Here is a 25,808-nt window from a genome sequence, read left to right on the forward strand (position 1 = left end):
ACTATGCTGGTTACCCGGTCTCCATTAGGTGCAGTTGTGGGCTCTGCTGTGGGCTCTGTTGTAGGCGCTGCTGTGGGCTCTGCTGTAGGCGCTGCTGTGGGCTCTGTTGTAGGTGCTGTTGTAGGCGCTGCTGTGGGAGTCGAACTGGCAGGATCTCCATCTCCACCACAGGCTGTCAAAATAGAGAAAAAGCAAAGAAAACAGGCGACTCGAATAGCCATTTGAATATACTCCAGCAATAGGCTTTAAAGAGCCCACCAAAATACGGCTTGAAACTTAAAATGTCGAGACACCACGCCTAGTATTTGGCCATTTTTACGATTATCTTGTTCTAAAAACACCACAAAACCAAACCAATTAAACGGCGATCACCATCACAAAAAGCACGCTTAGACTTATATCAAAAGTTCTCAAGTAATTTTTCACTAGACACAACATTACACCCTTCTTTGAACGGCAAATAACGCCTGCCATCTTCACAGTAGGCGTTATTGTGCTGCTGCTCTTCCACTACAAAGTGTTTCACCGCATTGTGTAATTCAGGGATTTTCAACCAATGATAGGAGCAGGTTTTAACCGGCGTAAACCCACGCTGTATTTTATGCTCTCCCTGAGCACCAGGGTCAAAACGCTGCAATTTTTCTTTTATCGCGTAGTCAATACCCTGGTAATAACAGGTCTCGAAATGCAGGCCATCAAGATCTTCCTGCGTACCCCAATAGCGACCGTAAAGTGTGCTGCTGTCTCTAAGGTAGAGAGCGCCGGCCACCATTGGGCTGTCTAGATTATGCTTATGCGCGCTACACAACAGCACTTGCTGCGGTAAGGCTTTTGCCAATTGCTGAAAAAAATCAGCGGTTAAATACCCTTGGTGGCCACTGCGTTTAAAGTAAGTCCGCTGGTACAAAAGATAAAAGCTTTTCCAGTCGTCGCTATTCAATTCAGCGGCAAGTCGCATGTTAAAGCATAGCCCCTGCGCCACAACTTTTTGACGTTCACGTTTAATGTTTTTTCTTTTACGCGAATTAAACGTCGACAAAAAATCATCAAAGCTTTCAAAGTTTGCGTTAAACCAGTGAAATTGGCACCCCTGTCGCTGGGCGTATTTTTCGTTAGAAAATAATGGCCGCTCTTTTGCGGAGGGAAATAAACAGTGAAAACCCGACCCCCCCAACTGCTCCAGCTTTTCTTGCACGGCCTGCTCAATAGTTTGAACAGCCTCTTGCTTTTGTGCAGTAGTTAAACTCGCTATAAAACCTAATCTTGGCCCGGTGGCCGGCGTGAAGGGTATTGCGCACAGCAGTTTGGGGTAATATTGAATACCCGCTCGCTGGCAGGCGTCGGCCCAGCTCCAATCGAACACATACTCTCCGTATGAATGGCTTTTTTGGTACAACGGCATAACAGCAACAACCTGCCCATTTTGTCGTACTAGCACATGCGCGGGCTGCCACCCGGTTTCAGCTGTTGTGCTTCCCGAAGTTTCAAGTGCTGCAAGAAAGGCATGTTTTGTAAAGGGGTAAGCAAGGGGCCAAAGCGCGTCCCACTCACTGGCTGAGCAATCGAGGATGGATGTTAGAAATTGTATCTGCAATTAACCCTTCCCCTCTGAACCATCAATATCGGAGGTCAGGAGTGTACTTGTTCAACCGAACTATTGGTAAAACGTTTTAACGGAAAATGACAGGAGAAGGTACTGCCCTTGTGCATTTTACTGCGAATTCTCAGCTCCGCATCATGCCGCATAAGAATATGTTTCACAATTGAAAGACCGAGGCCAGTGCCACCCGACTCCCGAGAACGCCCCTCATCTATACGATAAAAACGCTCGGTTAACCGTGGCAAGTGACGGGGTTCAATACCATTACCGTTATCTTTAATTTTTACTATGAGTTGCAGCGGAGTGAGCTCTACATCCACAGAGATTTCACGCCCATCCGGTGTGTAGTTCACCGCGTTATACACCAGGTTAGCGAACGCACTGCGAAGCTCATTTTCTTGCCCAACAAGCTGAATGGAGGGTTCACAATCAACATTGAACACATGCTGGTGGTCCCCACTCAGCACTTTCGCATCCGCAATAATTTGTTCGATTAATGGCCGCAAACTCACCGGCTCTTGGCCGGTTTGCCGGTCTTCGGTTTCAAGCCGCGAGAGCGTGAGAAGATCAGTAATCAATGAGGTCATACGCTTGGTCTGATCACGCATTTGATCCAATGCGCGCGCCCAAGTCGGCGGCAGGTTATCGGCGGCGTCAACCATCGTTTCCAGATAGCCACCTAACACCGTAAGCGGTGTACGTAATTCATGGGAGACATTTGCGACGAAGTCTTTGCGCATGCGCTCAAGATTGGCGACACGGGTAATATCGCGAACAATGACTAAACGATCGCCTTCACCAAAACGGTGTATATGAAATTGCAGAAATTCGCCTTCATGATGCTTGGAGGGCAAGTCTAAAGGCTCTTCGTACTCGTCACTGTCGTAGTAACTAACAAAGGTGGGGTGACGAATGTAGTTGGTAAGCTTGCGGCCGATGTCCTGAGGTTCAAAATCAAACTGTCGCTCGGCGGAGCGGTTGCACCACTCAATATTATCGTCATTATCGACAATGATAACGCCATCCGTGAGTGCCGACGTCATGTCCTGCACACGGGCAACCACCTGTTGCAAACGGTGCTTGCCCTTATCCGCGCGCTTAATCATTAGCTCAATATCTTCAGCAACTTCTCCCCAGATACCGCGCAATTTATGGTCTCGCAGACCGTTTACCCGAACGACGGTAACCCACTTTTCAAGTTGTTGAATTTGATAGAGTATCCAGCCGAGATACACCAATGCACCAAGGAACAGGGCCGGCCAAACAGCGCCCAGCATAAAGCCTATCGCCAGTGCCACGCACAGATACACCATCAGCCACCAGAGTTCGGTCGCTATACCCTTTCGAAACATGGAGTGGTTCTATTTACTCGGCAACCCAAAAGGCCAGTTTAGCCTAGCCGATTCTCTGCCCGTTAATTAAGCTGTTGTATGCGAACGGCCCCAATTGACTAAGCTCGCACAAAACTCCAATTTATGTAGACACTTCTACTCGCCGCAATTTTACCCGACTTCTTTTGAGGAAACCTCTAATCAATCGGCTGTCAGTTATTCAGTTGTTACCAAAAATTTATTGGAGAAGCGATAACCTGCACCACGAATGGTCTGTACCAACCTGTCGTGGCCACCCAGTTGAATCGCCTTGCGTAAACGTCGAATATGCACATCGACTGTTCGCTCTTCAACATAGACATTGCCGCCCCACACACAGTCCAGCAAGTGATTGCGGGAGTATACTCTTTCTTGATGAGTAAGGAAGAACTCCAACAGCCGGTATTCGGTTGGCCCTAACTGTATCGGCAGATCGCTGATAGTCACCCGGTGGCTAACAGGGTCTAGGCAAAGTCCCTCTACCGCGATAGGTTCGCCACTCGCCAGCGCATCGCTACGGCGCAGCACCGCGCGCAAACGGGCCACCAGTTCACGGGGAGAGAAAGGCTTGGTAATGTAATCATCGGCACCAAGATCCAACCCTTGGATTTTGTTGTCTTCTTCGCTTTTGGCGGTAAGCAGAATGATGGGAATCTCCCGAGTCACCTCATCACTTTTGAGACGTCGCGCCAGCTCTATACCACTAATACCCGGCATCATCCAATCGAGCAGGATAAGGTCTGGGCGGGCATCCACGATGATCTTATGGGCCTCCTGAGCATCACCCGCTTCCATCACGGTGTAGTCGGCCATTTCCAGCGCTACCCGGAGCATATCGCGTATAGCGCGTTCGTCGTCAACGACAAGAATCTTTTTATCAACCATGAAGGTTTCACCTTGCTTGTTGGGCATTTGCCGATGCTCCTTAAAGCTTGATCACCGGCACTAAACGGCGACCTCTCAAATGCTACCTCAACAAAAGCTTATCTTTTGAGAATAGAAGGTTCACCGAATCAACCCCAATTAAATAAAGGTTTTGTGAATCTTTTATGACACGGCCTAACAAAGCCATGATTTTCTAGCATTTGCTGTATTTTCGGTGGGAAATACAGCAAAAACACACTATTTGAACTTTATTGGTGCAGTAATTGGTAGTCCAACAGCAGGCCCACGAAAAGCACCATACCAACCCAGTTATTATTTAAAAACGCTTTAAAGCATGCTTGCCGCTCTCGATTGCGAATAAGGAACTGCTGCCACACCATCAAACAAGCCGCCAGCAAAACCGAGAGGCTATAGATCCAACCCAGCTCAAATTTCTGACCAACCATACCTAGCGCCATCACCGTCATAAACTGTAGAACGCCGGTCATTACCCGGTCAGCCTCGCCAAACAGTATGGCCGTGGATTTCACCCCGATTTTAATATCGTCATCACGATCGACCATGGCGTAAAAAGTATCATAAGCCACAGTCCACAGAACGACGGCGGTGTACAACACCCAGATGTCGGGGCTAAGCTCCCCCGCCTGAGCGGCGAACGCCATCGGCACCGCCCAGGCAAAAGCGGCCCCTAGCACTACCTGTGGCAGGTGGGTGTAGCGCTTCATAAAGGGGTAAATAAACGCCAGCGCAACGCCACCAAAAGACAGATAGACCGTAAGTTCGTTGGTAAAAAGCACCAGCACAAATGCGCTAAATGCCAGCAATACAAACAGTGCCGCCGCTTCGAAAGCTGACACATGGCCAACGACTATCGGGCGGCCAGCCGTGCGTTTTACATGACCATCGACTTTGCGATCGGCAAAATCATTAATAACACAGCCCGCCGATCGCATTAACACAACACCAGCAACAAAAATACTCAGCATTTTTAGGTCCGGAACCCCTTCTGCCGCAAGCCACAGCGACCACAACGTTGGCCACAGCACCAAGTAAATACCAACAGGGCGGTTAAGTCGCATCAGGCGAAAATAACTGATCAGTTTCCCCGGTGAGGCCGGCAGTGTGTGCTTGTTCGAGTGGGCATTCATGAATGGAGAGCTTATAGTGTTATATTGACCCGGCGAAGGTGCTCACCGAATGGGTGTCATGCATTTGAACATCATGCACATGTAATCACGGTAATATTCTACCCTTTACCCACAGTAAAATAACAATGCGAAAAACTGACCTTATCCAAACCGTGGCCAAAGCCGCAAACCTATCGTCACGCGAGGCCGACGACGCTGTGTCCAGCTTGTTCGAACAAATCACCAATGCACTCGCGCGCAACGAATCAATTTCACTTGTGGGCTTTGGCAGCTTTACCCCTAAAAAACGCGCCGCCCGTACGGGTAAAAACCCGCAAACTGGCGAAACACTGCACATTCCAGAAAAAAGGCAGGTGCAGTTTAAACCCAGCGCAAAACTGCGCGCTCTCGTCGACCAATAAATCACCAGGAGCTCAGGATGCTAAAGCTGCCTCTACACTGGCAAATTCTCATCGCCATATTCGCAGCCATTGTTTGCGGCCTCATGGTTTTCCAATTAAACGCAAACGACATCGCCGCTGGAGCCCATATCCAATCGTCCATGGCGTTTGTTGGAAAGCTGTTTCTCAACGGTCTTAAGATGATCATCGTTCCGCTGATTTTATCGTCGATTATTAGCGGGGTATCCACGCTTGGGCAGGGCAGCGATCTCGGCCGACTTGGCGGCAAAACACTGGGTTTTTATATGGCCTCGAGCCTAATGGCGATTCTAACCGGCCTGCTGGTAGTTAACCTACTCACCCCCGGCATTATCGACGGCGAACCCGCCAAAGACCGCTTAAACCTAAGCAGTACCGAGCAGGTTAGCCAGGCACTGGAAAAAATTGAAGGCAAAGGCACCGGTGATATAGCCGCCGTATTCCACCGCATGCTGCCGCCAAACATCGTAAAAGCCGCCGCCGATGGGCAAATGCTGGGGTTGATTTGCTTCGGTTTATTGTTCGGCTTCTTTATGACGCGCATCGACAACCCACTGAAAGAAACCTTGAGTAATTTCTGGCAGGGCATCTTCGAAACCATGATGGGCATTACCATGTTCATTATGAAGTTCACACCCATTGGTGTTTTTGGGCTAGTGGGCAACACCATTGCCGAAACGGGCATCGAATCTTTTTTACCGATGATGATCTTTTTTATCTGCGTTGTGCTTGCATTGGGCATACATGTTTTTGTCACTATGCCACTGGTGCTCAAATTTGTTGCCGGGGTAAATCCATTAGCGCAGTTTCGCGCCATGGCGCCCTCCCTGCTAACCGCATTTTCCACCGCTTCTTCCTCCGGCACCCTGCCCATCACCATGGAATGTATGGAAAAGAATGTGGGCGTTTCCAACCGCACAACATCGTTTGTACTGCCCCTAGGAGCCACCATTAACATGGACGGAACAGCGCTATACGAATGTGTAGCCGCTATGTTTATCGCTCAGGCCTATGGCCTCGACCTCACCTTTGCTACGCAATTTACCATTGTGCTCATCGCACTATTAACCTCCATTGGCGTTGCCGGTATACCCGCCGCCAGCCTAGTGGCAATCGCCGTAATTCTCTCAGCTGTTGGCTTGCCGGCAGAAGGCATTGGTTTATTATTGGTCACCGATCGAATTCTGGATATGTTGCGAACAGCCGTGAACGTGTTCAGCGATAGTTGCTGTGCAACTTTTGTGGCAAGAACCGAAGGAGAGCAAACGGCTATTGCGATAACCGACAACCTTCCCAAGCCTCAGAATTAAACCACAAAGCTGAAACGTAAAATGTCGTCGTACAAAAACCGAACGGCTGACAAAAAAACAAACCTCGGCCCCCACTATTATTTGATCGCTGCCATGCTCATTGCAAAAAGGAGATAAAGAAATTGAGCTAATAGCCGTATAATAGGGGGTGTCTTCCGAGTATTACAGACAAGATGTATTCTAACAATCGCTTCATACGCCCGTTTATATTTTATTTGTTCGCATGCTGCTCCCTCCTGCTGTCGCTATCCGCTAACGCTATAGAGCGAGTAACGGCGCTGCCCGATATGGGCACGGGCGATGCGCGGCAAGTCTACTTTGCGAAATTACTGCGCGCAGCGCTTGCCACAACCGAAGACGAATTTGGCCCCTACGAGCTGGTAAAACCCGACTTTCATATGAGCAGCCAACGCATGATGATGGAGCTGCTAACCGGCGACAATCTTTCTGTAGGCCTATCGCCCTATAAAATCGCCTGGGAAGGTAAAACCCACATAGTGCCGGTCCCACTGATTCGCGGCCTTGCCAGTTATCGACTATTTCTTGCGTCGAAAAAAAGCGAAGAAAAACTCGCTCAAGTACAGCACCTTAACGATTTACGCCAGCTAAAAATCGGCCAGGGGCAGGGCTGGTCTACCGCAAAAATATTGACGGATCATAAACTTTCTATCGTCTATGCGGCATCCTATCGGGGCATGTTCAAAATGCTGGAAGCCGGCAGATTCGATCTGTTGATGCGCAGCCCCCATGAAATCATCTCTGAAAAAGCTATTTTTTCTTCTGCAGAATCAAACATTACTATAGAAAAGCGTTTTGCCATTTACAGTTATTTACCCTATTACTTCCACGTAACTCTCAAAAATAAGGTTTTAGCAAAACGACTAGAACAAGGCATTAAAAGTCTCTATGCATCTGGCGAAGTCGACAACCTACTAACTGAACACTTCGACGAAGCGATTGAACTAGTATTGATGCCTCACAAAAAAATATTCTACTTGGAGAACACCAATCTTCCCCAGGGAGTTTTTGAAAGAGACAAGCCCTACTTAATGACCCTCGAAATACCCAAAACACCCATAAGTAGAAACTTATCTCCTTGATTTTTATAGCGCTGCTCAGCAGTCTGCAGCGTAATTCTGTTAAGCAATTCAAGACCTAAACATTATTTCAGTCACCCAAGCTAGACCAATTTCTTTCATAACCGATAAATCGCCTTAACTACGCTAATAACTCAAGCGCTTTCTTCTATACTCCCCTAAAGAAAGAGTCATTCCTTATGAAGAAATTTCCATAAGGTCCGCAAAAAATCTGTGCCTTAATATCAACAAACGCTTAAAACGATATCGTACTTGATACATTTGGCATAAACGGTTGTTATGGGGTTCCTATGGCTGGTTTTGGTGTTTTTAGACAGCTAACTCTCATTATCTGCCTAGCATTTCCCTCTATCGCGCACAGTATTGAGCGTGTTATTGGCCTACCGGATATGGGTAAGCGTGATATAAGGCAGGTCTATTTCACCCGCGTAATGATTGCCGCGCTCGATAACACCAACGCAGAATACGGGCCTTACGAAATCATTAAACCCAACCTCACCATGAGCAGCCAACGGATGATGGCTGAACTCACTACGGGTGATAACCTATCCGTGGGTATATCGTCCTACAAACCGACGTGGGAGGGGCAAACGCTGATAGTGCCCGTACCACTGATTCGTGGGCTGGCAAGTTACCGCTTATTCCTCGCCAAAACGAGCCAGAAAGAAAAGCTGCTGCAGGCCATTAGCTTTGAAAATTTGAAAACGTTTAGTTTCGGTCAAGGGCACGGCTGGTCTACAGCCAAAATATTGGAAGATCATGACTTCAAGGTCGTTTACGGCGCAAACTACCAGGGTCTATTTAAAATGCTGCTAGCAAACCGCTTCGATTTATTTATGCGTAGCGCTCATGAAATAATTTTGGAAAAACCACTTTTTGATGAACGTGAAGACGACATATTTGTTGTGGATACATTTGCCCTTTACACCTATTTGCCTACCTATTTCCACGTAACAAAACGACAACCTGCATTAGCTAAAAGGCTGGAGGATGGACTGAACATAATGTACTCCACCGGTGAGATCGACAGCCTGCTCACCGAATACTTTACTGAAGCTATAGAAATAATTTTGCAGCCTGGGCGAAAAATATACCGGTTACAAAATACAAATTTGAAGCCAGGTATCTATGAGCGTGACCAACCCTACCTAATTAAGCTTAATATGGATAACAACTAGCGATCATAGGTATAGCTAAATCATTTAAACCACAGTTCACTTTAGTGGTTTTCCTGTTAGGGAAAAAAGAAAAATCCCGCTGTGTACGCAGCGGGATTTTCTTTCGGCTTTAAGACACTTCTAATAATTGCTTTTGGGCTCTGGCATGCTAAGCCGCGCAGAGGAAAAATTTATTACTAAGGATGCCCTTAATTGTCATTAAAACGTATAAACAACACGCACTGACTCATCCACCGAGGAAGCCTCCATATAACCGATTTTGGCTGGATCTTCCGCCACCAGACGTTTTACTTCTGCATCCGAAGCCACAGTAGAGGGGGGCGTGCTACCGCCGGTAAAAATCTGCTGCGCCCAATAGGCTTTTAATTGCCTGTTATTTTTCTTCAATACGCTTTTTGCAAACGCTGCACTTATTAACGAACCTTCTGCCTGATTAACCGGCAGTGCACGCGACTTGTCGGCATACACTTTACGCTGGCCCAGATAAATTTTCGCTATATCCGCACGCTTAAACTCATTAGTATTGCTGGGGTGCACAACTACAGCAACCTCTGCCTGAACCACTGCAGACAAGACCAACATCATCAATAATATCCCGTTAATTACGGGTTTAACTGAAAAAACCATTTTCATTAATTTTACCCGACTCAATTAGAATAATAGATCTACACCAAAGGTAATCACATCCACCTCATCCACCTTCCCACGAACAAAAACAACACCGTCGTGTGAAGTATCCGCAGTGCTGGCGTATTCAATTTTGAAAGCCGCCGACGGGTGGAAATCCCAACGCAAGCCTGCCGTTAGCGTTTCGGTTTTGATATACCAGTCGCCAATACTCGGGTCGAGTGCAGGTGAAAAATTTACATTAGAATCGGAGTAACTGATGTGTGGCGTAAAATCGCCGAATTGGTAACCTGCCGTAAGCATTAACGAGCCCAGCTCGTCCAATGGCACAAATTCACCGTTTGAAGAAACCACCAAAAAACCATCGTCCGCCATCTTTCCGCCTGTTGCTTCAGCCATAACAAAACCATTACCCAGCGTAAGGTTCGCCGCCAAAGAAACAAACTGGCCGTCCTGCGGATTGTCTTCACCGGTTAGAGGGTTGCCGCCAATATAAAACTCGCCGTCAATTACCGATGCTCGCAAACGCAGCCATTCGTTATTGACGTTAAAGACCGCTCCCATGATTCCATCAGAACTAAAATTACCGAATCGCGACGTTTTATTCGATGTTGTACCCGTGTATACACGGGTTTTGGTTGTCCAGTTGCCCAACTGTCCGTTATGAATCAACGATACCCCTTCGTAAGTACGCAAGGTATTGGAGTACACATCTACCGGTGGTCGAACCCAGTGGTAGGCGTAACCTACATCGACAAAGTCAGAATAGTAGTAAAGCGGTATGCGCTGACGACCAGCTTGAACGGTAAAGCTTGATGTAAGGTCATACGACATATATACCCACTCCAGCTCAGTTTCAAAGTCCTGCGCGCCGCGACCGGTTAATTGCGCCGTTACTGTAAGATCGCGGTTCAGGTCAGACTTAATCTGCAGACCGTAATTGGAGTCTGGTCTATACGACAAATGATCACCGTAGATTGCGTTTTTATTAGCGGCCCCCGCTTCCGTGGTTGCATAGCCACGGTCGGCCACATAACGACTCTCCTCGCCATTAGGCAATTCAACCGAATTCAGCGCCTTGCCACCTACGATGGAGGCAAAACCATTAATGGTTGTTTCTGCCGCGTTTACAGAAGCGGCGACAAACACGACGCCCAGAACCGGCAGAAGTTTTTTAAAAAAAGCGTAACTCATAGAAAATCCATACTTTGAAATCAGTTAAATCACCACCGCTGTAACAGCCGTGCCAGCTTCAATGTCCTCAATTTTTACGCAAAAGTGTCCCCCTGCCGAATCGCAGCCGACAGCCGTTAACTTTCTTCGATTGGTGTGCAGACCGGGTAACCTACAACTGGGTGGTTACCGTTTAGGAATTTTTTTAGGGCCGCTTTCATCCGTGCCAATGCATACACATGTGGACAAGCACGCGCATTATATTCATACCAAAGTGTGATTACAAGATATACAGATGTGATTTTAAACGACCACTTGAAATATATCCTGTAAACTCAAATTCAGTGGTTTTATACCATCCTCCCTCTGTACATATTTTAATCATGTGGTATCTTGTGCCACCGTCGCCCCCCCAAACACCTGTTTAACTGAACGGATCTATCTGATGTATAAGCTTTTTTTGCCCTGCCTAGCGGTATTCATAGCCACCGCTGTGATCCCGGCTCGAGCAGAAGCGAGCGCTAGCCCTACCGTGCAAACGCATCGCATTAAACTCGACAAAATCGAGCAAACCCTAAAAACCCTGCGTACGCAGTTAGCTACAGAACAATCGATACTGGAGCGGCACAATCACAATTTGTCGAATGCGGTAGAATTACAACGCCAGAGCGAACTTGAACTCAGCGTCGCAAGTACTGCTGCAGCGGCTAACCAAGACGAAGCTGTGCAACGGGATGCACGCCGCATTCAGATTCGCTTTAATCGCCACTCGGCCAAAGTCACCCGTCAGAAAGAGCGCCAAGTCCACTCCCTCGCCGTTATTAAAGCGCTGGAAACCAAAGTGAATGCGCTCCAGCAACAGAGAATTCGCTATACCAATGCCCTGCGCGACTTAGTGGAGCAGGACAAACAAAATGCAGCGAAACGCACGGAAAAAAAACCGCCAACACTAGGTTCTACCGGCAGCTTGGCACTTGAGCAGCCCAAGCAACCTATATCCTTTAGTTGGCCATACCTTAATCAGGCAACCGAGCAAAACATCGTGTTTGCACAACAAACGCTGGCAGAGCTCCAGCAGCTGAAAAAGCGCGGCGAAACAGATAAGGCTCCGCTAGACAAAGTTGAAATCCTTGCTCGACGTTCATTTGGTAAAGCAGAACTGAAATACCTCGGTAACAACCTTTATTCAGTAACGCGTTCTGTACAGGCAGGCCGCCAGAACTTTGCGCTATTTAACCAAGACCATTGGCATACCATCCCCAGTGAAGATGACGGTAAGCGCTATCGGTTTCTGTTCGATGTCTCTTCGCTCTCGAAGCCCAAGCTTCACCTATTCAAAGCTGATCTGCTGGCGGAGTAACTCATTGTAATGTTGACCACTCGTTTATACCGCGCAAGCGGCAGTTCGCGTCTGTACGGCTGTATCTGCGTATTATTCCTGTTATTCACCGGCGATATAGCATCGGCTAAGCACGTCAATGGTGTGGGCAGTTACCACGCACTAGGTAGAGAACAATACATTGCCAAATTATCACTTGCCACGCCCTCCACGGAGTCTAAATCGCTACTGCAACAAGACCTGCCCGCCACCATGGAGCTGCGTGTTGCCACCAAACGCATTCCCCAAAGGCGTTTCGTCTCCATGTGGATTGAGGCGATTACAGTAAACAATGATTCGGCCATGGTTCAACAGCACATGCAGGAACTCCTTAGCTTTAACCAACTATTTAAAGGCTCGCTGTATGAAGGCGATCAGTTGGTTATCGACTACCAGCCACAGGCGGGTATGCGTGTAATACTCAATGACGTAGCGCTGGGGGAAATTACTTCTGGCAGTTTTTTCCGCCTGCTATTGGCCAGCTGGATTGGCCCAGTACCGATCTCGTCTTCGTTTCGTAGCCAAATGTTAAGCCCCAACGATCAGGACGAAACACTAACTCAACGGTTTAGCAGCCTGAACCCCAGCCAGCTCCGCGCTTCAGATGTGGCCGATTGGCATCAGTCCGCACAGGAACAAGAACCAACCCCACCCGTGCAAGCAACACCAAAAGTGGCACAACCGGCAAGCACACAGCCGCAGCAGCTTACGGCGGTTCAATCTAGTATCGTCAGCACAACAGACCAACACAAACCCGAAAAAACAGAATTCCCTAGGCCAGCTGCCCAAGCAAAAGCACAGAGCGAAACAGTCGTTGCCGCTACGCCAAACACAACAGAAGCACAGCAAACTACCGACAAATCCCGAGCCACTAAAGCAGAAGAAGCGTCATTTACCCTGAGCGAAGAAACTTTGCAGGCGCAACAGGAATACTACGTTCAGCTCAGCAACCAGATTTTAAAGTATCAAGCTCTGCCACGGCAGGCTTTTCAGCGACGCCTAGAAGGCGATGTGCGCGTATTGATAAAAATTCATCGCGACGGAAAATTAAAATCACTGGAGCTGGCACACGATTCAAAACACAAGCTGTTGAACCAACAGGCCCTCGACGCCGTTGCCGAAGCGGCCCCATTTCCACCTATTCCCGCCAGTCTGTCCGGTGAAGAGTTCGCCTTTAGCGTACCGATGAATTATCGTTTACCTTATTAACGGCATTACTATTCAGCCGAATATCGGGTTACTATCGTTATTTTAGTAAGGAGCAGACGCAATGCCCCAACATCCGGCGCCGGGTATATTTTCCGGTTTAAGTAAAACGTTTTTCGCTGGGCTTCTGGCGGCGCTGCCGCTAGCCATTACCGTGGTCATTATTATCTGGTTTGGGGAAATGGTGCATCGCCACCTAGGCCCAGAAAGTTTTGTCGGCAGCCTGTTTGGCTCCATTGGCCTACAATTTGTTACCACCGAAATCACCGCCTATGCCATAGGCGTTGGTAGCGTACTATTACTGATTTACCTGCTAGGTATTACCGTTCAACTGGGTTTAAAGAGTCACTTTCGATTTTTAACCAGCGGTATAATCAACCGTGTTCCCTTGGTACGTACCATCTACCAAACCCTGTCAAAATTTATTACCATTTTTGAAGCTCAGGATCAGGCCGAGTTTAAGAGCATGTCGGCGGTTATGTGTTTTTTTGGCGGTGACCGCAATGGCACGGCGGTACTTGCGCTACTCACCAGCCCACAAGCCGTGGACTTTAAGGGCCAAGGCTACTACGCCATTATGATTCCAACTGCACCGGTTCCGTTTGGCGGCGCCATTCTCTATGTACCCGTAGACTGGGTAGAGCAGGTCGACTTCGGTTTTGATGGGTTGTTAAATATTTATATGTCCATGGGCGTGACCTCTGCCGAATATTTTCACAAGGCGACCGAAAATCAAGCAAAATAAACACCCCAGTAACGATCGTACCGTCGGCACTAGCCACTGAAAAACAGTACGTAATACCGTTAGAGCACATTATAAAAAATAGGGGAACCTCCATGCGAGCCACACAGTTACTCATCTCATTCATATTGATTTTGTCCGCCACCAATACAGTGGCAGAAAACAAAGTTAACCCCGATTACGTCTTTTTTAGCAGCGGCGATACACCCGACGGCTGGCACTGGGTTATCTCCGACCCAGGTAACTGGTGGCTGCCGCTAGAAGGCAACACCGGCGAGTCGGATAAACGCAAGGTTAAAATGGAACCCACAACCTTTCGCAACGAAGGCGATGCGGTGAAAGTCACTTGGAACAAAAAACAGATTTGGGGTAGCGTAGCCATCACCGGGCGCACAACCGATCTTTCAAAATATGCAGAGCTTTCCATGGTCGTCAAGCTACATAAAAAGCCGCGCAGCCTGGTAAAAATCAGCCTTAACTGTGGAAAAGACTGCAATGCAGAATTCCCTCTCACCCCCGCACTGAAAAACGCTCCCTTAAACCAGTGGTTTGCACTTCCCGTTGCGCTCAATTGTTTTTCGGCCAAAGGGGCCGATTTATCGAAGGTACAAACGCCATTGAATATTGGCACCGATGGTAAGTTGGAGCTATCCATCGCCGACGTAAAGATTTTGCCACTAAAAGAAGGCGAAAAAGGTTGTGTGGTAACCGAGGAAGAAGGTGCTACGAAAAAAGAACAGGAAAAATAGCATGCTCGCTCATGTGCAAACGCCAGTAAACGAGTTTGGCAGACACTCCAAATAAAAAAACGGCCGCTATTGCGGCCGTATAGACATTACAAAATAATATTCAAGCTTTTTCCGCTGGCAAATCGTTTTCACCCTTCACGTAGCCAAAGTTCGCCAGAATACCACCATCAACGTACAACACCTGACCATTCACAAACTCCGCCGCCTGCGAAGAAAGAAATAGAGCTGCGTTCGCAATATCCACAGGCTCACCCCAACGGGCAGCCGGTGTACGGGTCATAATCAGATCATTAAACGGGTGGCCATTCTCACGAATAGGCGCCGTTTGCTCCGTGGCAATGTAGCCAGGCCCAATACCATTTACCTGTAAACCGTATTTCGCCCATTCGCAGCACATATTCTGTGTAAGTAACTTTAAACCACCTTTCGCCGACGCATACGCCGAAACCGAACTGCGGCCATAAACGCTCATCATCGAGCACATATTGATTATCTTGCCTGCACGCTTTTCTATCATTTTGGGCGCAACGCGCTTAGACATGATCAGCGGCGAAACCAGATCCACGTCGATCACCTGACGAAAATCAGCCACATCCATTTCCAAAATAGGCGTTCGCTTAATGATGCCAGCGTTGTTAACGAGGATATCTATATCGCCAACATTTTTTTCAATTTCGGAAATGCCCTTATCTACCGCAGCTTCATCGGTAACATCAAACACCAGTGTGTAGATGTCGATACCTTCTTTTGCATAGGTTTCTTTTGCTGAATCAAGTCTTTCTTGTGAGATATCGTTGACACAAATTTTGGCGCCAGCCTTCCCTAAAACCTTGCCAATTGCATAGCCAATACCGTGGGTACCGCCGGTAACCAAGGCAACTTTGCCTGTGAGATCAAAAAGTTCGTTAATCATAAATGTGTCATCCACTGCAGACGTAAACGGTTAAGGCATAATAGCCGATAAAACTGGAGCCATTCTAGAAATTGGCCGACTAACCTTCAATTTGGTTAGATCTATTTGTGGAGTTTATTTGATTTAGGCCCAATACCAAAGGAGATAAAAGCTAAATTCACCCCTAACAACCAAGAACGAGACACTAACTAGCGCTCAAGGGCTGAAGATAGGGATCAACTGGTGAACAATTTGACCGCACGGCTCATCAATGAGTCACGTTTTGGCCCAAACGTTCGATAGTGATCAACCATGTAATGCGTGGGGTCAACAAAACAGTGAACACTCACTTCACTGTATATCTGCGGGTTACCTACATGGGCTAACATAAAGACTTTGTAGAGGTTTTTATTTGCTTCCCAGTGGGTAGAATGATAGTCCACATATGACATAACTAGCTGCTCACTGAAGCGTTTGGAGGTTTTCGCTGCGCAAATATCAGTGGCGTCCAGCATACCGAACGGAATCTGGGTGTAATCACGATTGGCGTCAAAGTACTTACCGGGGCTTTCCTTGTCATAGTTCTGACCCCACCAGTAAAACACCGAAGCGCACAGTAACGACACCAAAACCCCGGCAACCAACCGAATACCCGGCACCTGCCAGGGCGAGATTCCCTCTTCTACAATAAAAAGTCGCTGGTGAAGTTTCTGAGCGTGGTATTGAACGAAATCGGCAAACACCATATACATATTAAAATTCTCATTAGAGTGAATGGCGCAATACGCCAAAAATCTTGAGAATTTTAGGGAATGCCTACCCGTAGCTCTCGCGATCGATGTGTTCAGTTCTCTCAGCAACCGTTCGACCCACCTGCTGCTAATCAGCAGGGTCGGGCACTGGCTTTGCGCCCCCGCGTTCCCACGGGTTTGCCTTTTTGTGAGCCGGAACTTAACCGCCTCGCTACATTAGACTTTAGGACACCTCCATTAATGGCTTAGAGCTCAAATTCAATGTGTCGTACAACAATGCTTAAGCACATTATCCAGAAGTTACAGACAAGTCGTCAATTTCAAACATGTGTTTATCTAGACGAATTGTTTATAGTTGCACCGGTTTCGATTCCATACGCCTGCTTATAACAAAAAGCATCGCCATTGCGATAAAACAAACAACAGCATTCACAGCAAAAAGATGACGATAACCATAATTTTCAGCCAGTAACACAATGGCAATACTGCCCATTACCCCGCCAAGATTGATACTCTGAAAAAACAGTGTTGACGACGAGCTAGCGACCCCCAACTTACGCTGATAGAACCACGTAATACCCACGCCCGAAATAAATCCAATAAAAATAGCATTTAAAATTTGTAGGGCATAAATATGCCACAACGCTGTGGCTTGCCAAAGCCCAAGATTGAGTAAAAACGCCGCAAAGGCTGCCACCTTAATAAGCGACATTAATCGAAACCGTAATGTTAACCAACCAGCAAGAAACAGCATAGGAATCTCCAGCCCAGCGGCCAAGCCAAACACCCAGCCGGCGCCAAAACTGTCTACGGCTAATTGCTGTTGTAGGTACAAGGGTAACACCACCAAAAAAACCTGGTTAGCTGAAAACAGTAACGAAAAAGCAATCACGGTTATATAAATAGACCGCGTATGTGTTTGTGGCTCAGGAAACTCCCGAATCTCCACGGCCTTAACGGTATTAGGAAGAAAATAAAGTGCGACAAGCGCAACCACAAAATACAGCACACCTGCTGTGGCATAATGCTGACCAAAGTCGAGCAGTTTAAGCGAGGCAAACGCCAATGGCGGGCCCAACATCCAGGCTAGCGCAATAAACGCGCACAAACTGTAATTAAAAACGCGCGCTTGCTTTTCGGAAACAGCCTTTGCGGAAAACTCCTTAGCAATTTCAAATATTTGTCCGACAGCCACAAACGCCAGACTGTAAAGTGTAACGGATATTAATAATACCAGAGCGTAACTACGTGCAATGGCAAAACCAAAACACGCCAACCCACCCAACATCATCGCTGCTGAAATTAATTTTCGTCGATCCTCTATTTTGTCTGTCCAAAACGCAACGGCCTGTCCTTGTAAAAAAATACTTAACGAAGTGCAAACAAAAAATAAACCAATCAAAATTGGCCGAACGTAGAGTTCATTAGCGAGAAAAACGCTAAGGGTAGGAATAACAAGCGCGTATAAACCGCCGATTAGCATCGATGTTATATAAATGGCCAACACTGGAATCGACGTTAAAGATAGTTTTTCCACTAGACACAACCAAAGCCACTATTCGTTGTGCTATCTTACGCTGACGCCTGTGAAGCTAAGCTCAATAGGTAGCTGATGGTTCAACCACTAGCACGGGATCGGATGTCGTCCTTCGTGCTATTTTACAAATAGCTCGACACTCGGGGCTTTACCCCAACTACCCGATCGGCGGCATCGGCATAACAGCCCCTAAGCCCACCGGTTAAATTGTGGCTTCTTGCAAGTGATTACGGCCAAGATCTGTGTAGCTAGAAATTTACGTGGAATTTTACACGAAAAATTTTTCGCCAGGCATGCCAAAAAGCGCCAAGCTTGACGGAGAATACGAGTACTAGTTAAAAGTTACGGAGGATTACCCCCGCATTTTTTCAGCAATGGCATCAAGATCATCGCCTGATTCCAGCAGGTTGCCTATGGTAACCTTTGCGGTTTCAGGGTCGAGCTTTAAGTCAGTAAATAATTGGAGAGGCACCGGTCGAACCAAGTTATCACCGAAACCCGCTTGCCCCAACATCGTTTGTGCAACATGCACCAACTTGGCATAAACGCCAAACTCGCCTTGAAATGTGGGGTTATGCTGCTGACTCAAGGCCACGACAATTTCCTGCGGCATATTCCAGTTATCCATCAACCACGAAGCTACCTGATTGCCGGTAACACCCAGCATGTGTGATTCAATAGCCGCACGATTTACATGCGGGTTAGCTTTTGCCATTTTTTCAATATTAGTGAAGTAGGGTGGAAAAACCTCAGCCATAATAAGGTAACCAAAATTATTGAGTAACCCCGACAGATAGGCCATACCAAACCCTGGGCGATTTTCACGGTCAATACTGGTTACCAGCCCTTCCACTGCAGCAGCGGTATACACAGCGCCGCGCCAGTATTTAGCAATATGCAGCGGCGACAGGGTACGCATAGACATCGTTTTACCTAACGCTAAACCAAGCGCAAGGTTTAGCACCATATCGAAGCCAAGTACCCGTACGATGGCATCGTGCACCGATTTAATTTTTCCCGGTGCAGAGTAATAGGGTGATGCCGCCCAGCTCACTACCTGCGCTGCGAGGCTAGGGTCAATTTCAACAATATTCGCAAGGTCGTTGATATCGGCATTCGGGTCGGCGCGAAGTTTTATAATACGTTGTGCCGTTTCAGGCAGCGGGGGCAACTCCAAGGTTTCGTCAAGGCGCTGCTTAATCCGCTTTTGGGTAAAGCGTTTTACGGAATCGAAAATCTGCCCTTCATCGCTGCTTGGGTCGCCCGCCAAGTCTGGTACTCGCACCGAGCATTTTACCGGGTCGGAAGATTTTATAATGGTGCGAAATTCCTGCTGACTGATTTCCAGCATATCGCTTCCACCACCGGCATCCAGCCACAAAGTTTTCACCTTTAGTAACGACTCATCGACCAATGTTGGCATACCCTGCCAACGCGGCACCGCCGGTACGCCCGTAAGGTCATGCTCCTGCATCAAAGGTTTAATTTCTTCTATATTTACACCCTCAAAATGACGACCGGTAATTTGTTGCAGTGCTTCTAGGTCGACCATAGTGCCTCCCGGCAGTAGCACCTGCACCCGCCCCTGACTGTCTTGTAAAAGGACAGACTGAACAAGACTTGCCTGTTGCTTAGAGTGAACAAGCGCAATATTCGTCATACGTTCATCCATTTGGGCAATGCTGTAATTAACTTTCTGCGTATCTAACAGCTCTTGGATACTGGTGGGTAGGGGCACTGGCATTCTCCTGCGGTTGTCGCCGACCTATTGCCGACCTATTCCAAATCCGGGAATGGGCCATATAAAACAATAAAACCTATAAGTGTATTTTTTAATATAGACCGGGGCTGGCCTTTTTCTAGTGACGAAGGGAAAGTTTTGGCGTCGAATCAAGCTGAATGAGAAATGATAGAGAAATTATACCTGTGCATACACCTTTCGCTCACCTACCCAACGTTTTACCAGCTTTTCGGTTATACCCGGCTGGCTGCCCAAAAGTTGCTCTCCCAGAGCATTAACGCGCTCTATTAAGTGTTCGTCGCGTAGTAGGTTAGCCACTCGGTACTGGGCCTCACCGGTTTGGCGCGTGCCCAGCAGTTCTCCAGGCCCACGTTGCTGTAAATCTCGCTCGGCCACAACAAAGCCATCATTTGTTTCACGCAATACCTGCAGGCGCTCACGGGCCTGCTCCGACAACTTGGCGCCATAGAGCAGTACACAGTGACTAGCCACCGACCCGCGACCAACACGACCGCGTAATTGATGTAATTGCGCCAAGCCCAAGCGCTCAGGGTTTTCAATAATCATCAAGCTGGCATTGGGGACATCTACCCCCACCTCGATCACGGTAGTAGCAACCAGTAGCTGTAGCTCTGCCTGCTTAAAACCTGCCATAACCGCTTCTTTTTCTTTGGCCTTTAATCGGCCATGGACAAGCCCAATAGCGAGATTAGGCAGGGCTTCACGCAGTAGCACCGCGGTTTCCTCAGCATTTGCGGCAGCCAAGGTTTCTGAATCTTCCACAAGGGTGCACACCCAGTACACTTGCCTCCCCTCGCCACTGGCTACCCGTATACGCTCAATCACTTGAGCCCTGCGTGACTGACTCACCAGTACGGTATTCACCGGCGTGCGCCCCGGAGGCAGCTCATCGATAATGCTGTAATCCAATTCAGCATAGGCTGTCATAGCCAAGGTACGAGGAATGGGCGTGGCCGTCATAACCAACTGGTGAGCAATTGCATTGGGGCGTGATTTTTGTCGCAGGCTCAAGCGCTGATGCACACCGAAGCGGTGCTGTTCGTCGATAATGGCCAACCCCAAGCTGTGAAACTCAACATCATCCTGAAATAGCGCATGGGTACCCACCACCACTCGGGCTTCACCACTAGCGATACGCGTTAGGGCATCGCGCCTTTTCGCCACCGTTAGCTTTCCAACCAACCACTCCACCGTAAAGCCCAAATGCTCCAACCAACCGGAAAAATTATGGAAATGTTGCTCCGCCAAAATTTCCGTAGGCGCAACAACCGCGACCTGATAACCACAACCGGCACCGGCCAGTGCCGTCAAGGCAGCCACAAGGGTTTTACCCGAGCCTACATCCCCCTGCACCATGCGCAACATCGGTTTGCCAGCCACTAAATCGGTTTGGATTTCAGCCACTACCCGCTGCTGGGCAGCTGTTAACTGGAAGGACAGTTGTTGCAGAAATTGGGTTTTCAATGCGGCATCAAGCTTCAGCACCGGCGCCTGCTCAATGGCGGCCAACTCATGGATTTTACGTCGCGCTAAAAAGTGCGCGAGTAACTCCTCAAATGCCAAGCGCTGTTGGCTAGGGTGCAAGCCTTCGAGTAACGCTGGCACGGGCGCGCCCTTAGGCGGCTGGTGCACATAAGTCAGCGCCTGACTTAAGGATTCACAACCAAACTCATCGTTAATGCCTACCGGTAAATATTCGTCCGGCGGCGATTGGTTAATAACCGCCACCGCCTGTTCAACTATGCCGCGCATACGCTGCTGGGAAATACCGTCGGTTAACCCATATATGGGCGTTAGGGTTTGGTCCACGGGCTCGGGGTTACGTTCATCAATAAATTCATATTCAGGATGATAAAACTCCAGCCCTGAACTACCCAAACGTGGCTCGCCATAACCGCGCACAAGCGCACCAGGTTGGAATTTGTCTTTCTGGTAGCCGCTAAAATGATAAAAGCGTAAACAGGTTACACCCGTATTGTCTTCCACATGCACAACCAAGCTACGCTTGCGCCCAAACGTTACCTGCGCACGCAAGACATTGCCCTGAATCATAACCGAGGTGTTAGTTTGTAAATGCCCGATAGGTGTAATACGCGTGCGATCAAGATAACGAATGGGTAAATGGAAGAGTAAATCCTGCAGGGTTTTCAACCCGAGTTTTTCTAAGGTGAGCGCAAGCTTGTCACCCACGCCCTTTAACGTAGTGACCGGTAAATTTTCCGGTGGGATTTTTTTGCTATGCGCGGGTTGGCTTTCGATTTTGGCCACGTTATTGAATCTGTGCAGGAAAAGGCTATTGAAGCAACCTTGGCAAAGGAATACAACCAGCCAATGTAAAGTTTCGTCAAGCCAGACCCATTTACTTGTGTGCCTTTTGCTGCCTACATCTAAGCCAGGCCTAACCGGCACCATGACCCAGCGGCAGGAATCACCAAGCTTTTCTCAAAACCAATTCAGGTGAAATCACGGTACTAACAAGACCAAGCGCAACCAACCCAAAAATATAACCGGCCAATCGACTTCTCGTATTGCCACCAACAAAAAACAACATGAATGCACTGCCACTATTTGAGACTAACCCCATCCCCACAACCCACCAAAGCACGACGCCACTCTCGGCGACAGGAATGCCCGAAGCACAGGTAATAAGTAAGGGAAGCACTGAGAGCCCGTACAGCCGAATAAAGTGAGAAGAAGCTGAGATATTCAGCATTCTTTCGAGTTTTGCTTTTGGTAAAAACAAGAGAGGTAATACGACAAGAAAAACAGTAACCACTATTTTCAACAGTAAAAGCAACCACAATTCCTTTTCGTCAGCATCGAAAAAATATTCAACTAGATTTCCGACTGAACGCCTCTCGTACTCGCCCTTATTTTTTATTACCTCGCCCGTAGACCATCAAGAATCTACGGCAACTCACAATACTTGACTAAGCATTTCACATTACATATCCAAGCACGTCAAAGTACTATACGCCCATTGCCACTTCCATGAGACCTTAAAGCAGCCTCCACTACACGAATATCGGCCAACCCGTCCTCGCCGGGCACCAGCACTTGCGTTTCTTCCATTATCGCCAAAGCATCATCGTCCATTTGTTTAGCCTGTTGATTTACAATGGTTTTATTCAGCAACTTTCCGTCGCTGGTTTGTCCCCGTACACCGCTGTAAGCCTGCATGGGCGACAATTCGTACCAACCTTTCTCACACTGTGCTTTTAGCACATTCATATTTTTGCCGACGCTAGCGGCACATTCGGCCATTAATCCACTTTTAAATTCCAATGTTAAAAATGCATGCTCGTCCACCTCAGAGAAAAACTCTTTTCGGTCTACGGCAAGTTTAGCGGTTACCGCGATGGGTTCTTGCCCGGAGGTGTAGCGGGCTGCATTAATGGGGTAAACACCCATATCATAGAGCGCGCCGCCACCCATTGCGCGCTTACCACGCCAGTTGTTGGGGCCGGGGCCGCCACCGGCATAACCGGCGTGAGCAATAACGGATTTTATTTTTCCGTAAGGTTTGGCGCTGGCGTATTGAATAACCGTTTGAGTGTTAGGTTCATGCTGCAGGCGGTAGCCAATGGTGAGCTGTACTTTGTTTTTCTTGCAGGTATTAATGATGTTTTGGCACTCTTTTTCGGTCATCGCCATGGGCTTTTCACACCACACGTGCTTACCCGCGTTGGCAGCGATAATCGAATATTTTTCATGCAGCGATGTTGGCAACACAATATAAACGACATCAATATCGGGATTATTCGCTACCTGATGCATATTGTCATAATTGTACACATTACTATCGGCAATACCGTATCGCTTTTGCCATACGGGAATTTTTTCCGGGCTTCCGGTAACGATACCTCTTAATTCACAATGTTGCGTGAGTTGTAACGCGGGGGCAAGTAAGTCGCGACTATAATAGCCAAGGCCAACGAGCGCCACACCGATTTTACGTTTTGCAGGAAGAGCAAAAACACGCTGACTGTAGGCACTCGAAGTGGCGGCCAAGGCGCCTACGGTTTTTATAAAATTACGGCGAGAGAAATGTGGATTCATGTCGAACCTCCAGCTAGTTATTTTAAATATTTACTCATTTACCCATAAGAATCATGTAGAAAAATTACCAATCCCAAACAATCCGGGAGGCTTTTCATAATCGTGACCCATAAACGGGTAGCTGCAGTTTATAGCAATTGTAGGCATGGCCACGTCAGTGGTTTCGGAATCAAAAATTGATGCGTGAGCAATAATAGACTCACTTCGGCCTTAAGAGCACCTCGTGTTGCGAGCCTCTCGCAATACGGCCCATACTTTTTCTGGTGACATTTATAGGTAATGAAGACGACAGCTTTCAGCCCCTATCGTCGAGAATTTCGCCCCGCTAACCCAGCCTAAATCGACTATTGCTCTGGCTTGAGTGGCGCTACCGCCTGCTTTACCCACACCAACAACCGGTTGTTGGCGGGCATGCTATTATCTTCGTAAAGGCTTAACCCGAAATGTGTGGCAATTTTATTGATATCTTCAAAATTGCGGATACCCTGAAGAGAATTGTTTGACTTTAACCACTGATCAAAATTAGCGTTGCTTTCGCTGGTGAACTGCCCGCTGTAATTAAACGGGCCATAAAGAGCAAAGACCCCACCTGTCGGCAATTTCAAAGCCACCCGCCGCACCATCCGCTCAGCCGCATCCAGCGGCATAATATGCGCCGTGTTCGCGCTGAATACCGCATCTATATGTAAATCGGGCCAGTCACTATCGTTTACATCGAAGACTACCGGAGGCATTAGCTGCTCTGTATTTACCCCCTCACACCACAGGCGAATACCCGGCAGATTCACTTCACAATCGCTGGGCAACCATTGCAAATGCGTCAGCTCACTAACCATCCAGCTTGCATGCTGCCCCGTGCCAGAGCCTATTTCAAAAACCCTTTCCGAGTGATCAAAAACGCGTTTTAACACATCGGCTATGGGTTGTTTATTGTTTTCACAGGCTTGGGAAAAAGGTTTGTCCATTTGCGTACTCTTTTACTCGTTCTAACGGAGTTTCACCCTTAATGGGCAATGGCTTTGGAAATAGCTTCAAATTTGTCTGGGTCATTATCGACAAATCGTACAACAATTTTCAATTTGGTTGTATTGGGGTTATTTTCTACCGCTTGAATACTGTGTACATAGCCATTCAAACGCGCCATTGCCGATCCGTGTTTATCTTCCAAATCTACCACCGCCTGATCAAATACCGTGGGTAGGTTTTCAGGGCGCATCATAAAACCGCTCATGGCCTGCAGCGATAAATCGCGTATCGCGCACTCACAGGTGAGGTGGGGGAAACGCAACTGGGCCTTACCCTGGAATTGGATGCCATCGTTTTTACTCGTCGCTACCACCGCTGCAGGCTTGGCAAACAAGGAGGCACTTTTTACTTCGGGCGGGCCAGAGGCTACCCGATTAACCGAGCTACTGGTAAGCACATCGAGTGAGCTGAATCCGCTCGCAGTTTGCGGTTGTGCGCGCGAATCTTTGTGTCCAATTTTCTTCAGTTGTTTGGCAATTTTCTTACGCAACTCTTCAGCGGTGAAGGGTTTGCTCAGGTAGTCGCTTACACCGCTTTGTATTGCCTTGATAATGTGATCACGATCTCCGCGACTACTGATCATTATAAAAGGCACTGTAGGATTATTAGAGTCTCTGCGCACCCAACACAGAAACTCCTCTCCGGTCATCTCCGGCATTTCCCAATCGGACAAAACGATATCAAACTTGTTCATTTTCATAGCCGAAACCGCTCTACGGCCATCGGCGGCATCATGAATTTCGACATTAGGAATGAACTGTCGCAGCGTACGCTTTATGGTGTCACGAACAAAACTGGCATCATCCACGATTAAAACTTTTAGAGGCATTGTATTCCCCAGCCGGAATACACTCCGACAGTACCTGCGCTGTACCCGAAGCGTAGAGATAGTTCCTGC

The 25,808-nt window shown here is 47.9% G+C and carries 24 protein-coding genes and 1 riboswitch; of the genes, 9 read left to right on the forward strand and 15 right to left on the reverse strand.

Annotated elements, in window-relative coordinates; all coding sequences use genetic code 11:
- Positions 1 to 3 precede the first annotated feature (3 nt).
- Entirely contained in the window at positions 4 to 225 is a 222-nt protein-coding gene (locus H5336_RS23790; RefSeq protein WP_185233587.1) for a glycine zipper domain-containing protein, read from the forward strand.
- A 175-nt stretch (positions 226 to 400) separates the two neighbouring features.
- Here H5336_RS23790 and H5336_RS09505 read toward each other — a convergent pair whose 3' ends face one another.
- From H5336_RS09505 to ubiA, 4 genes are all read right to left on the reverse strand, one after another.
- Positions 401 to 1,594 carry a GNAT family N-acetyltransferase gene (locus tag H5336_RS09505; RefSeq protein ID WP_185233589.1) on the reverse strand — a complete coding sequence of 398 codons (1,194 nt, stop codon included), beginning with the start codon at positions 1,592 to 1,594 and terminating at the stop codon, positions 401 to 403.
- Positions 1,595 to 1,629: 35 nt separating this feature from the next.
- Entirely contained in the window at positions 1,630 to 2,952 is a 1,323-nt protein-coding gene (phoR, locus tag H5336_RS09510; RefSeq protein ID WP_185233591.1) for a phosphate regulon sensor histidine kinase PhoR, read from the reverse strand.
- Between the two features lie 195 nt (positions 2,953 to 3,147).
- Positions 3,148 to 3,855, reverse strand: coding sequence for a phosphate regulon transcriptional regulator PhoB (gene phoB, locus H5336_RS09515; protein ID WP_185235704.1), 708 nt, complete (start codon positions 3,853 to 3,855; stop codon positions 3,148 to 3,150).
- A 248-nt stretch (positions 3,856 to 4,103) separates the two neighbouring features.
- On the reverse strand, positions 4,104 to 5,003 hold the full coding sequence (gene ubiA / locus H5336_RS09520) for a 4-hydroxybenzoate octaprenyltransferase (protein WP_185233593.1): 900 nt from the start codon (positions 5,001 to 5,003) through the stop codon (positions 4,104 to 4,106).
- 125 nt (positions 5,004 to 5,128) lie between these two features.
- Between ubiA and H5336_RS09525 the strand changes: the two genes are divergently transcribed.
- The 4 genes from H5336_RS09525 (at position 5,129) to H5336_RS09540 (ending at position 9,007) form a co-directional block, all read left to right on the forward strand.
- Positions 5,129 to 5,404 carry an HU family DNA-binding protein gene (locus tag H5336_RS09525; RefSeq protein WP_185233595.1) on the forward strand — a complete coding sequence of 92 codons (276 nt, stop codon included), beginning with the start codon at positions 5,129 to 5,131 and terminating at the stop codon, positions 5,402 to 5,404.
- A gap of 17 nt (positions 5,405 to 5,421) precedes the next feature.
- The gene (locus tag H5336_RS09530) at positions 5,422 to 6,732 is read left to right on the forward strand and encodes a dicarboxylate/amino acid:cation symporter (RefSeq protein ID WP_185233597.1); all 1,311 of its coding nucleotides are present in this window, start codon (positions 5,422 to 5,424) and stop codon (positions 6,730 to 6,732) included.
- Between the two features lie 173 nt (positions 6,733 to 6,905).
- The gene (locus H5336_RS09535) at positions 6,906 to 7,832 is read left to right on the forward strand and encodes a substrate-binding periplasmic protein (protein ID WP_185233599.1); all 927 of its coding nucleotides are present in this window, start codon (positions 6,906 to 6,908) and stop codon (positions 7,830 to 7,832) included.
- Positions 7,833 to 8,119: 287 nt separating this feature from the next.
- Positions 8,120 to 9,007, forward strand: coding sequence for a transporter substrate-binding domain-containing protein (locus H5336_RS09540; RefSeq protein WP_185233601.1), 888 nt, complete (start codon positions 8,120 to 8,122; stop codon positions 9,005 to 9,007).
- A gap of 198 nt (positions 9,008 to 9,205) precedes the next feature.
- Here H5336_RS09540 and H5336_RS09545 read toward each other — a convergent pair whose 3' ends face one another.
- Positions 9,206 to 9,640, reverse strand: coding sequence for a phosphate ABC transporter substrate-binding protein (locus H5336_RS09545; protein WP_185233603.1), 435 nt, complete (start codon positions 9,638 to 9,640; stop codon positions 9,206 to 9,208).
- Between the two features lie 18 nt (positions 9,641 to 9,658).
- Complete coding sequence (locus tag H5336_RS09550; protein WP_185233605.1) at positions 9,659 to 10,828, reverse strand: hypothetical protein; 1,170 nt, start codon at positions 10,826 to 10,828, stop codon at positions 9,659 to 9,661.
- A gap of 424 nt (positions 10,829 to 11,252) precedes the next feature.
- On the opposite strand from H5336_RS09550, the gene H5336_RS09555 reads away from it, so the two are divergent.
- From H5336_RS09555 to H5336_RS09570, 4 genes are all read left to right on the forward strand, one after another.
- Positions 11,253 to 12,167 (forward strand): hypothetical protein, encoded by a 915-nt coding sequence (locus H5336_RS09555; RefSeq protein WP_185233607.1) that lies wholly within the window; start codon positions 11,253 to 11,255, stop codon positions 12,165 to 12,167.
- A 9-nt stretch (positions 12,168 to 12,176) separates the two neighbouring features.
- Positions 12,177 to 13,394, forward strand: a complete 1,218-nt coding sequence (locus H5336_RS09560; RefSeq protein ID WP_185233609.1) for a TonB family protein — start codon at positions 12,177 to 12,179, stop codon at positions 13,392 to 13,394.
- Positions 13,395 to 13,455: 61 nt separating this feature from the next.
- On the forward strand, positions 13,456 to 14,136 hold the full coding sequence (locus H5336_RS09565) for a DUF502 domain-containing protein (RefSeq protein WP_185233610.1): 681 nt from the start codon (positions 13,456 to 13,458) through the stop codon (positions 14,134 to 14,136).
- Positions 14,137 to 14,228: 92 nt separating this feature from the next.
- Positions 14,229 to 14,882: a putative glycoside hydrolase gene (locus H5336_RS09570; protein ID WP_185233611.1), complete on the forward strand. Its 654-nt coding sequence runs from the start codon at positions 14,229 to 14,231 to the stop codon at positions 14,880 to 14,882.
- A 100-nt stretch (positions 14,883 to 14,982) separates the two neighbouring features.
- On the opposite strand, the gene H5336_RS09575 is transcribed toward H5336_RS09570, so the two are convergent.
- From H5336_RS09575 to H5336_RS09615, 9 genes are all read right to left on the reverse strand, one after another.
- On the reverse strand, positions 14,983 to 15,795 hold the full coding sequence (locus H5336_RS09575) for a gluconate 5-dehydrogenase (protein ID WP_221628018.1): 813 nt from the start codon (positions 15,793 to 15,795) through the stop codon (positions 14,983 to 14,985).
- A 215-nt stretch (positions 15,796 to 16,010) separates the two neighbouring features.
- Positions 16,011 to 16,526, reverse strand: coding sequence for a hypothetical protein (locus H5336_RS09580; RefSeq protein ID WP_185233613.1), 516 nt, complete (start codon positions 16,524 to 16,526; stop codon positions 16,011 to 16,013).
- 100 nt (positions 16,527 to 16,626) lie between these two features.
- Positions 16,627 to 16,718: riboswitch (cyclic di-GMP riboswitch) on the reverse strand.
- A 157-nt stretch (positions 16,719 to 16,875) separates the two neighbouring features.
- Positions 16,876 to 18,063 carry an MFS transporter gene (locus H5336_RS09585; RefSeq protein ID WP_185233614.1) on the reverse strand — a complete coding sequence of 396 codons (1,188 nt, stop codon included), beginning with the start codon at positions 18,061 to 18,063 and terminating at the stop codon, positions 16,876 to 16,878.
- 352 nt (positions 18,064 to 18,415) lie between these two features.
- Positions 18,416 to 19,801, reverse strand: coding sequence for an aminoacyl-tRNA deacylase and HDOD domain-containing protein (locus H5336_RS09590; RefSeq protein WP_185233615.1), 1,386 nt, complete (start codon positions 19,799 to 19,801; stop codon positions 18,416 to 18,418).
- A gap of 180 nt (positions 19,802 to 19,981) precedes the next feature.
- Complete coding sequence (gene recG, locus H5336_RS09595) at positions 19,982 to 22,093, reverse strand: ATP-dependent DNA helicase RecG (RefSeq protein WP_313556771.1); 2,112 nt, start codon at positions 22,091 to 22,093, stop codon at positions 19,982 to 19,984.
- A 160-nt stretch (positions 22,094 to 22,253) separates the two neighbouring features.
- Positions 22,254 to 22,610 carry a hypothetical protein gene (locus H5336_RS09600; RefSeq protein WP_185233618.1) on the reverse strand — a complete coding sequence of 119 codons (357 nt, stop codon included), beginning with the start codon at positions 22,608 to 22,610 and terminating at the stop codon, positions 22,254 to 22,256.
- Positions 22,611 to 22,786: 176 nt separating this feature from the next.
- Positions 22,787 to 23,884, reverse strand: a complete 1,098-nt coding sequence (locus H5336_RS09605; RefSeq protein WP_185233620.1) for a Gfo/Idh/MocA family protein — start codon at positions 23,882 to 23,884, stop codon at positions 22,787 to 22,789.
- 344 nt (positions 23,885 to 24,228) lie between these two features.
- Positions 24,229 to 24,849, reverse strand: a complete 621-nt coding sequence (locus H5336_RS09610; protein WP_185233634.1) for a DUF938 domain-containing protein — start codon at positions 24,847 to 24,849, stop codon at positions 24,229 to 24,231.
- Positions 24,850 to 24,887: 38 nt separating this feature from the next.
- Positions 24,888 to 25,739 (reverse strand): response regulator, encoded by an 852-nt coding sequence (locus H5336_RS09615; protein WP_185233636.1) that lies wholly within the window; start codon positions 25,737 to 25,739, stop codon positions 24,888 to 24,890.
- Positions 25,740 to 25,808 lie beyond the last annotated feature (69 nt).

Origin of the sequence: Teredinibacter franksiae, assembly GCF_014218805.1 — a bacterium.
GTDB classification, from domain to species: domain Bacteria; phylum Pseudomonadota; class Gammaproteobacteria; order Pseudomonadales; family Cellvibrionaceae; genus Teredinibacter; species Teredinibacter franksiae.

Bases quoted from the DNA above. Each gene is read 5' to 3' on its own strand.
- H5336_RS09580 (WP_185233613.1), bottom strand. From the start codon at position 16,526: ATGTATATGGTGTTTGCCGATTTCGTTCAATACCACGCTCAGAAACTT.
- H5336_RS23790 (WP_185233587.1), top strand. From the start codon at position 4: ATGCTGGTTACCCGGTCTCCATTAGGTGCAGTTGTGGGCTCTGCTGTG.
- H5336_RS09555 (WP_185233607.1), top strand. From the start codon at position 11,253: ATGTATAAGCTTTTTTTGCCCTGCCTAGCGGTATTCATAGCCACCGCT.
- H5336_RS09540 (WP_185233601.1), top strand. From the start codon at position 8,120: ATGGCTGGTTTTGGTGTTTTTAGACAGCTAACTCTCATTATCTGCCTA.
- H5336_RS09530 (WP_185233597.1), top strand. From the start codon at position 5,422: ATGCTAAAGCTGCCTCTACACTGGCAAATTCTCATCGCCATATTCGCA.
- H5336_RS09605 (WP_185233620.1), bottom strand. From the start codon at position 23,884: ATGAATCCACATTTCTCTCGCCGTAATTTTATAAAAACCGTAGGCGCC.
- H5336_RS09545 (WP_185233603.1), bottom strand. From the start codon at position 9,640: ATGAAAATGGTTTTTTCAGTTAAACCCGTAATTAACGGGATATTATTG.
- H5336_RS09550 (WP_185233605.1), bottom strand. From the start codon at position 10,828: ATGAGTTACGCTTTTTTTAAAAAACTTCTGCCGGTTCTGGGCGTCGTG.
- H5336_RS09615 (WP_185233636.1), bottom strand. From the start codon at position 25,739: ATGCCTCTAAAAGTTTTAATCGTGGATGATGCCAGTTTTGTTCGTGAC.
- H5336_RS09535 (WP_185233599.1), top strand. From the start codon at position 6,906: ATGTATTCTAACAATCGCTTCATACGCCCGTTTATATTTTATTTGTTC.
- H5336_RS09575 (WP_221628018.1), bottom strand. From the start codon at position 15,795: ATGATTAACGAACTTTTTGATCTCACAGGCAAAGTTGCCTTGGTTACC.
- H5336_RS09570 (WP_185233611.1), top strand. From the start codon at position 14,229: ATGCGAGCCACACAGTTACTCATCTCATTCATATTGATTTTGTCCGCC.
- phoR (WP_185233591.1), bottom strand. From the start codon at position 2,952: ATGTTTCGAAAGGGTATAGCGACCGAACTCTGGTGGCTGATGGTGTAT.
- phoB (WP_185235704.1), bottom strand. From the start codon at position 3,855: ATGGTTGATAAAAAGATTCTTGTCGTTGACGACGAACGCGCTATACGC.
- H5336_RS09610 (WP_185233634.1), bottom strand. From the start codon at position 24,849: ATGGACAAACCTTTTTCCCAAGCCTGTGAAAACAATAAACAACCCATA.
- H5336_RS09565 (WP_185233610.1), top strand. From the start codon at position 13,456: ATGCCCCAACATCCGGCGCCGGGTATATTTTCCGGTTTAAGTAAAACG.
- H5336_RS09525 (WP_185233595.1), top strand. From the start codon at position 5,129: ATGCGAAAAACTGACCTTATCCAAACCGTGGCCAAAGCCGCAAACCTA.
- H5336_RS09560 (WP_185233609.1), top strand. From the start codon at position 12,177: ATGTTGACCACTCGTTTATACCGCGCAAGCGGCAGTTCGCGTCTGTAC.
- ubiA (WP_185233593.1), bottom strand. From the start codon at position 5,003: ATGAATGCCCACTCGAACAAGCACACACTGCCGGCCTCACCGGGGAAA.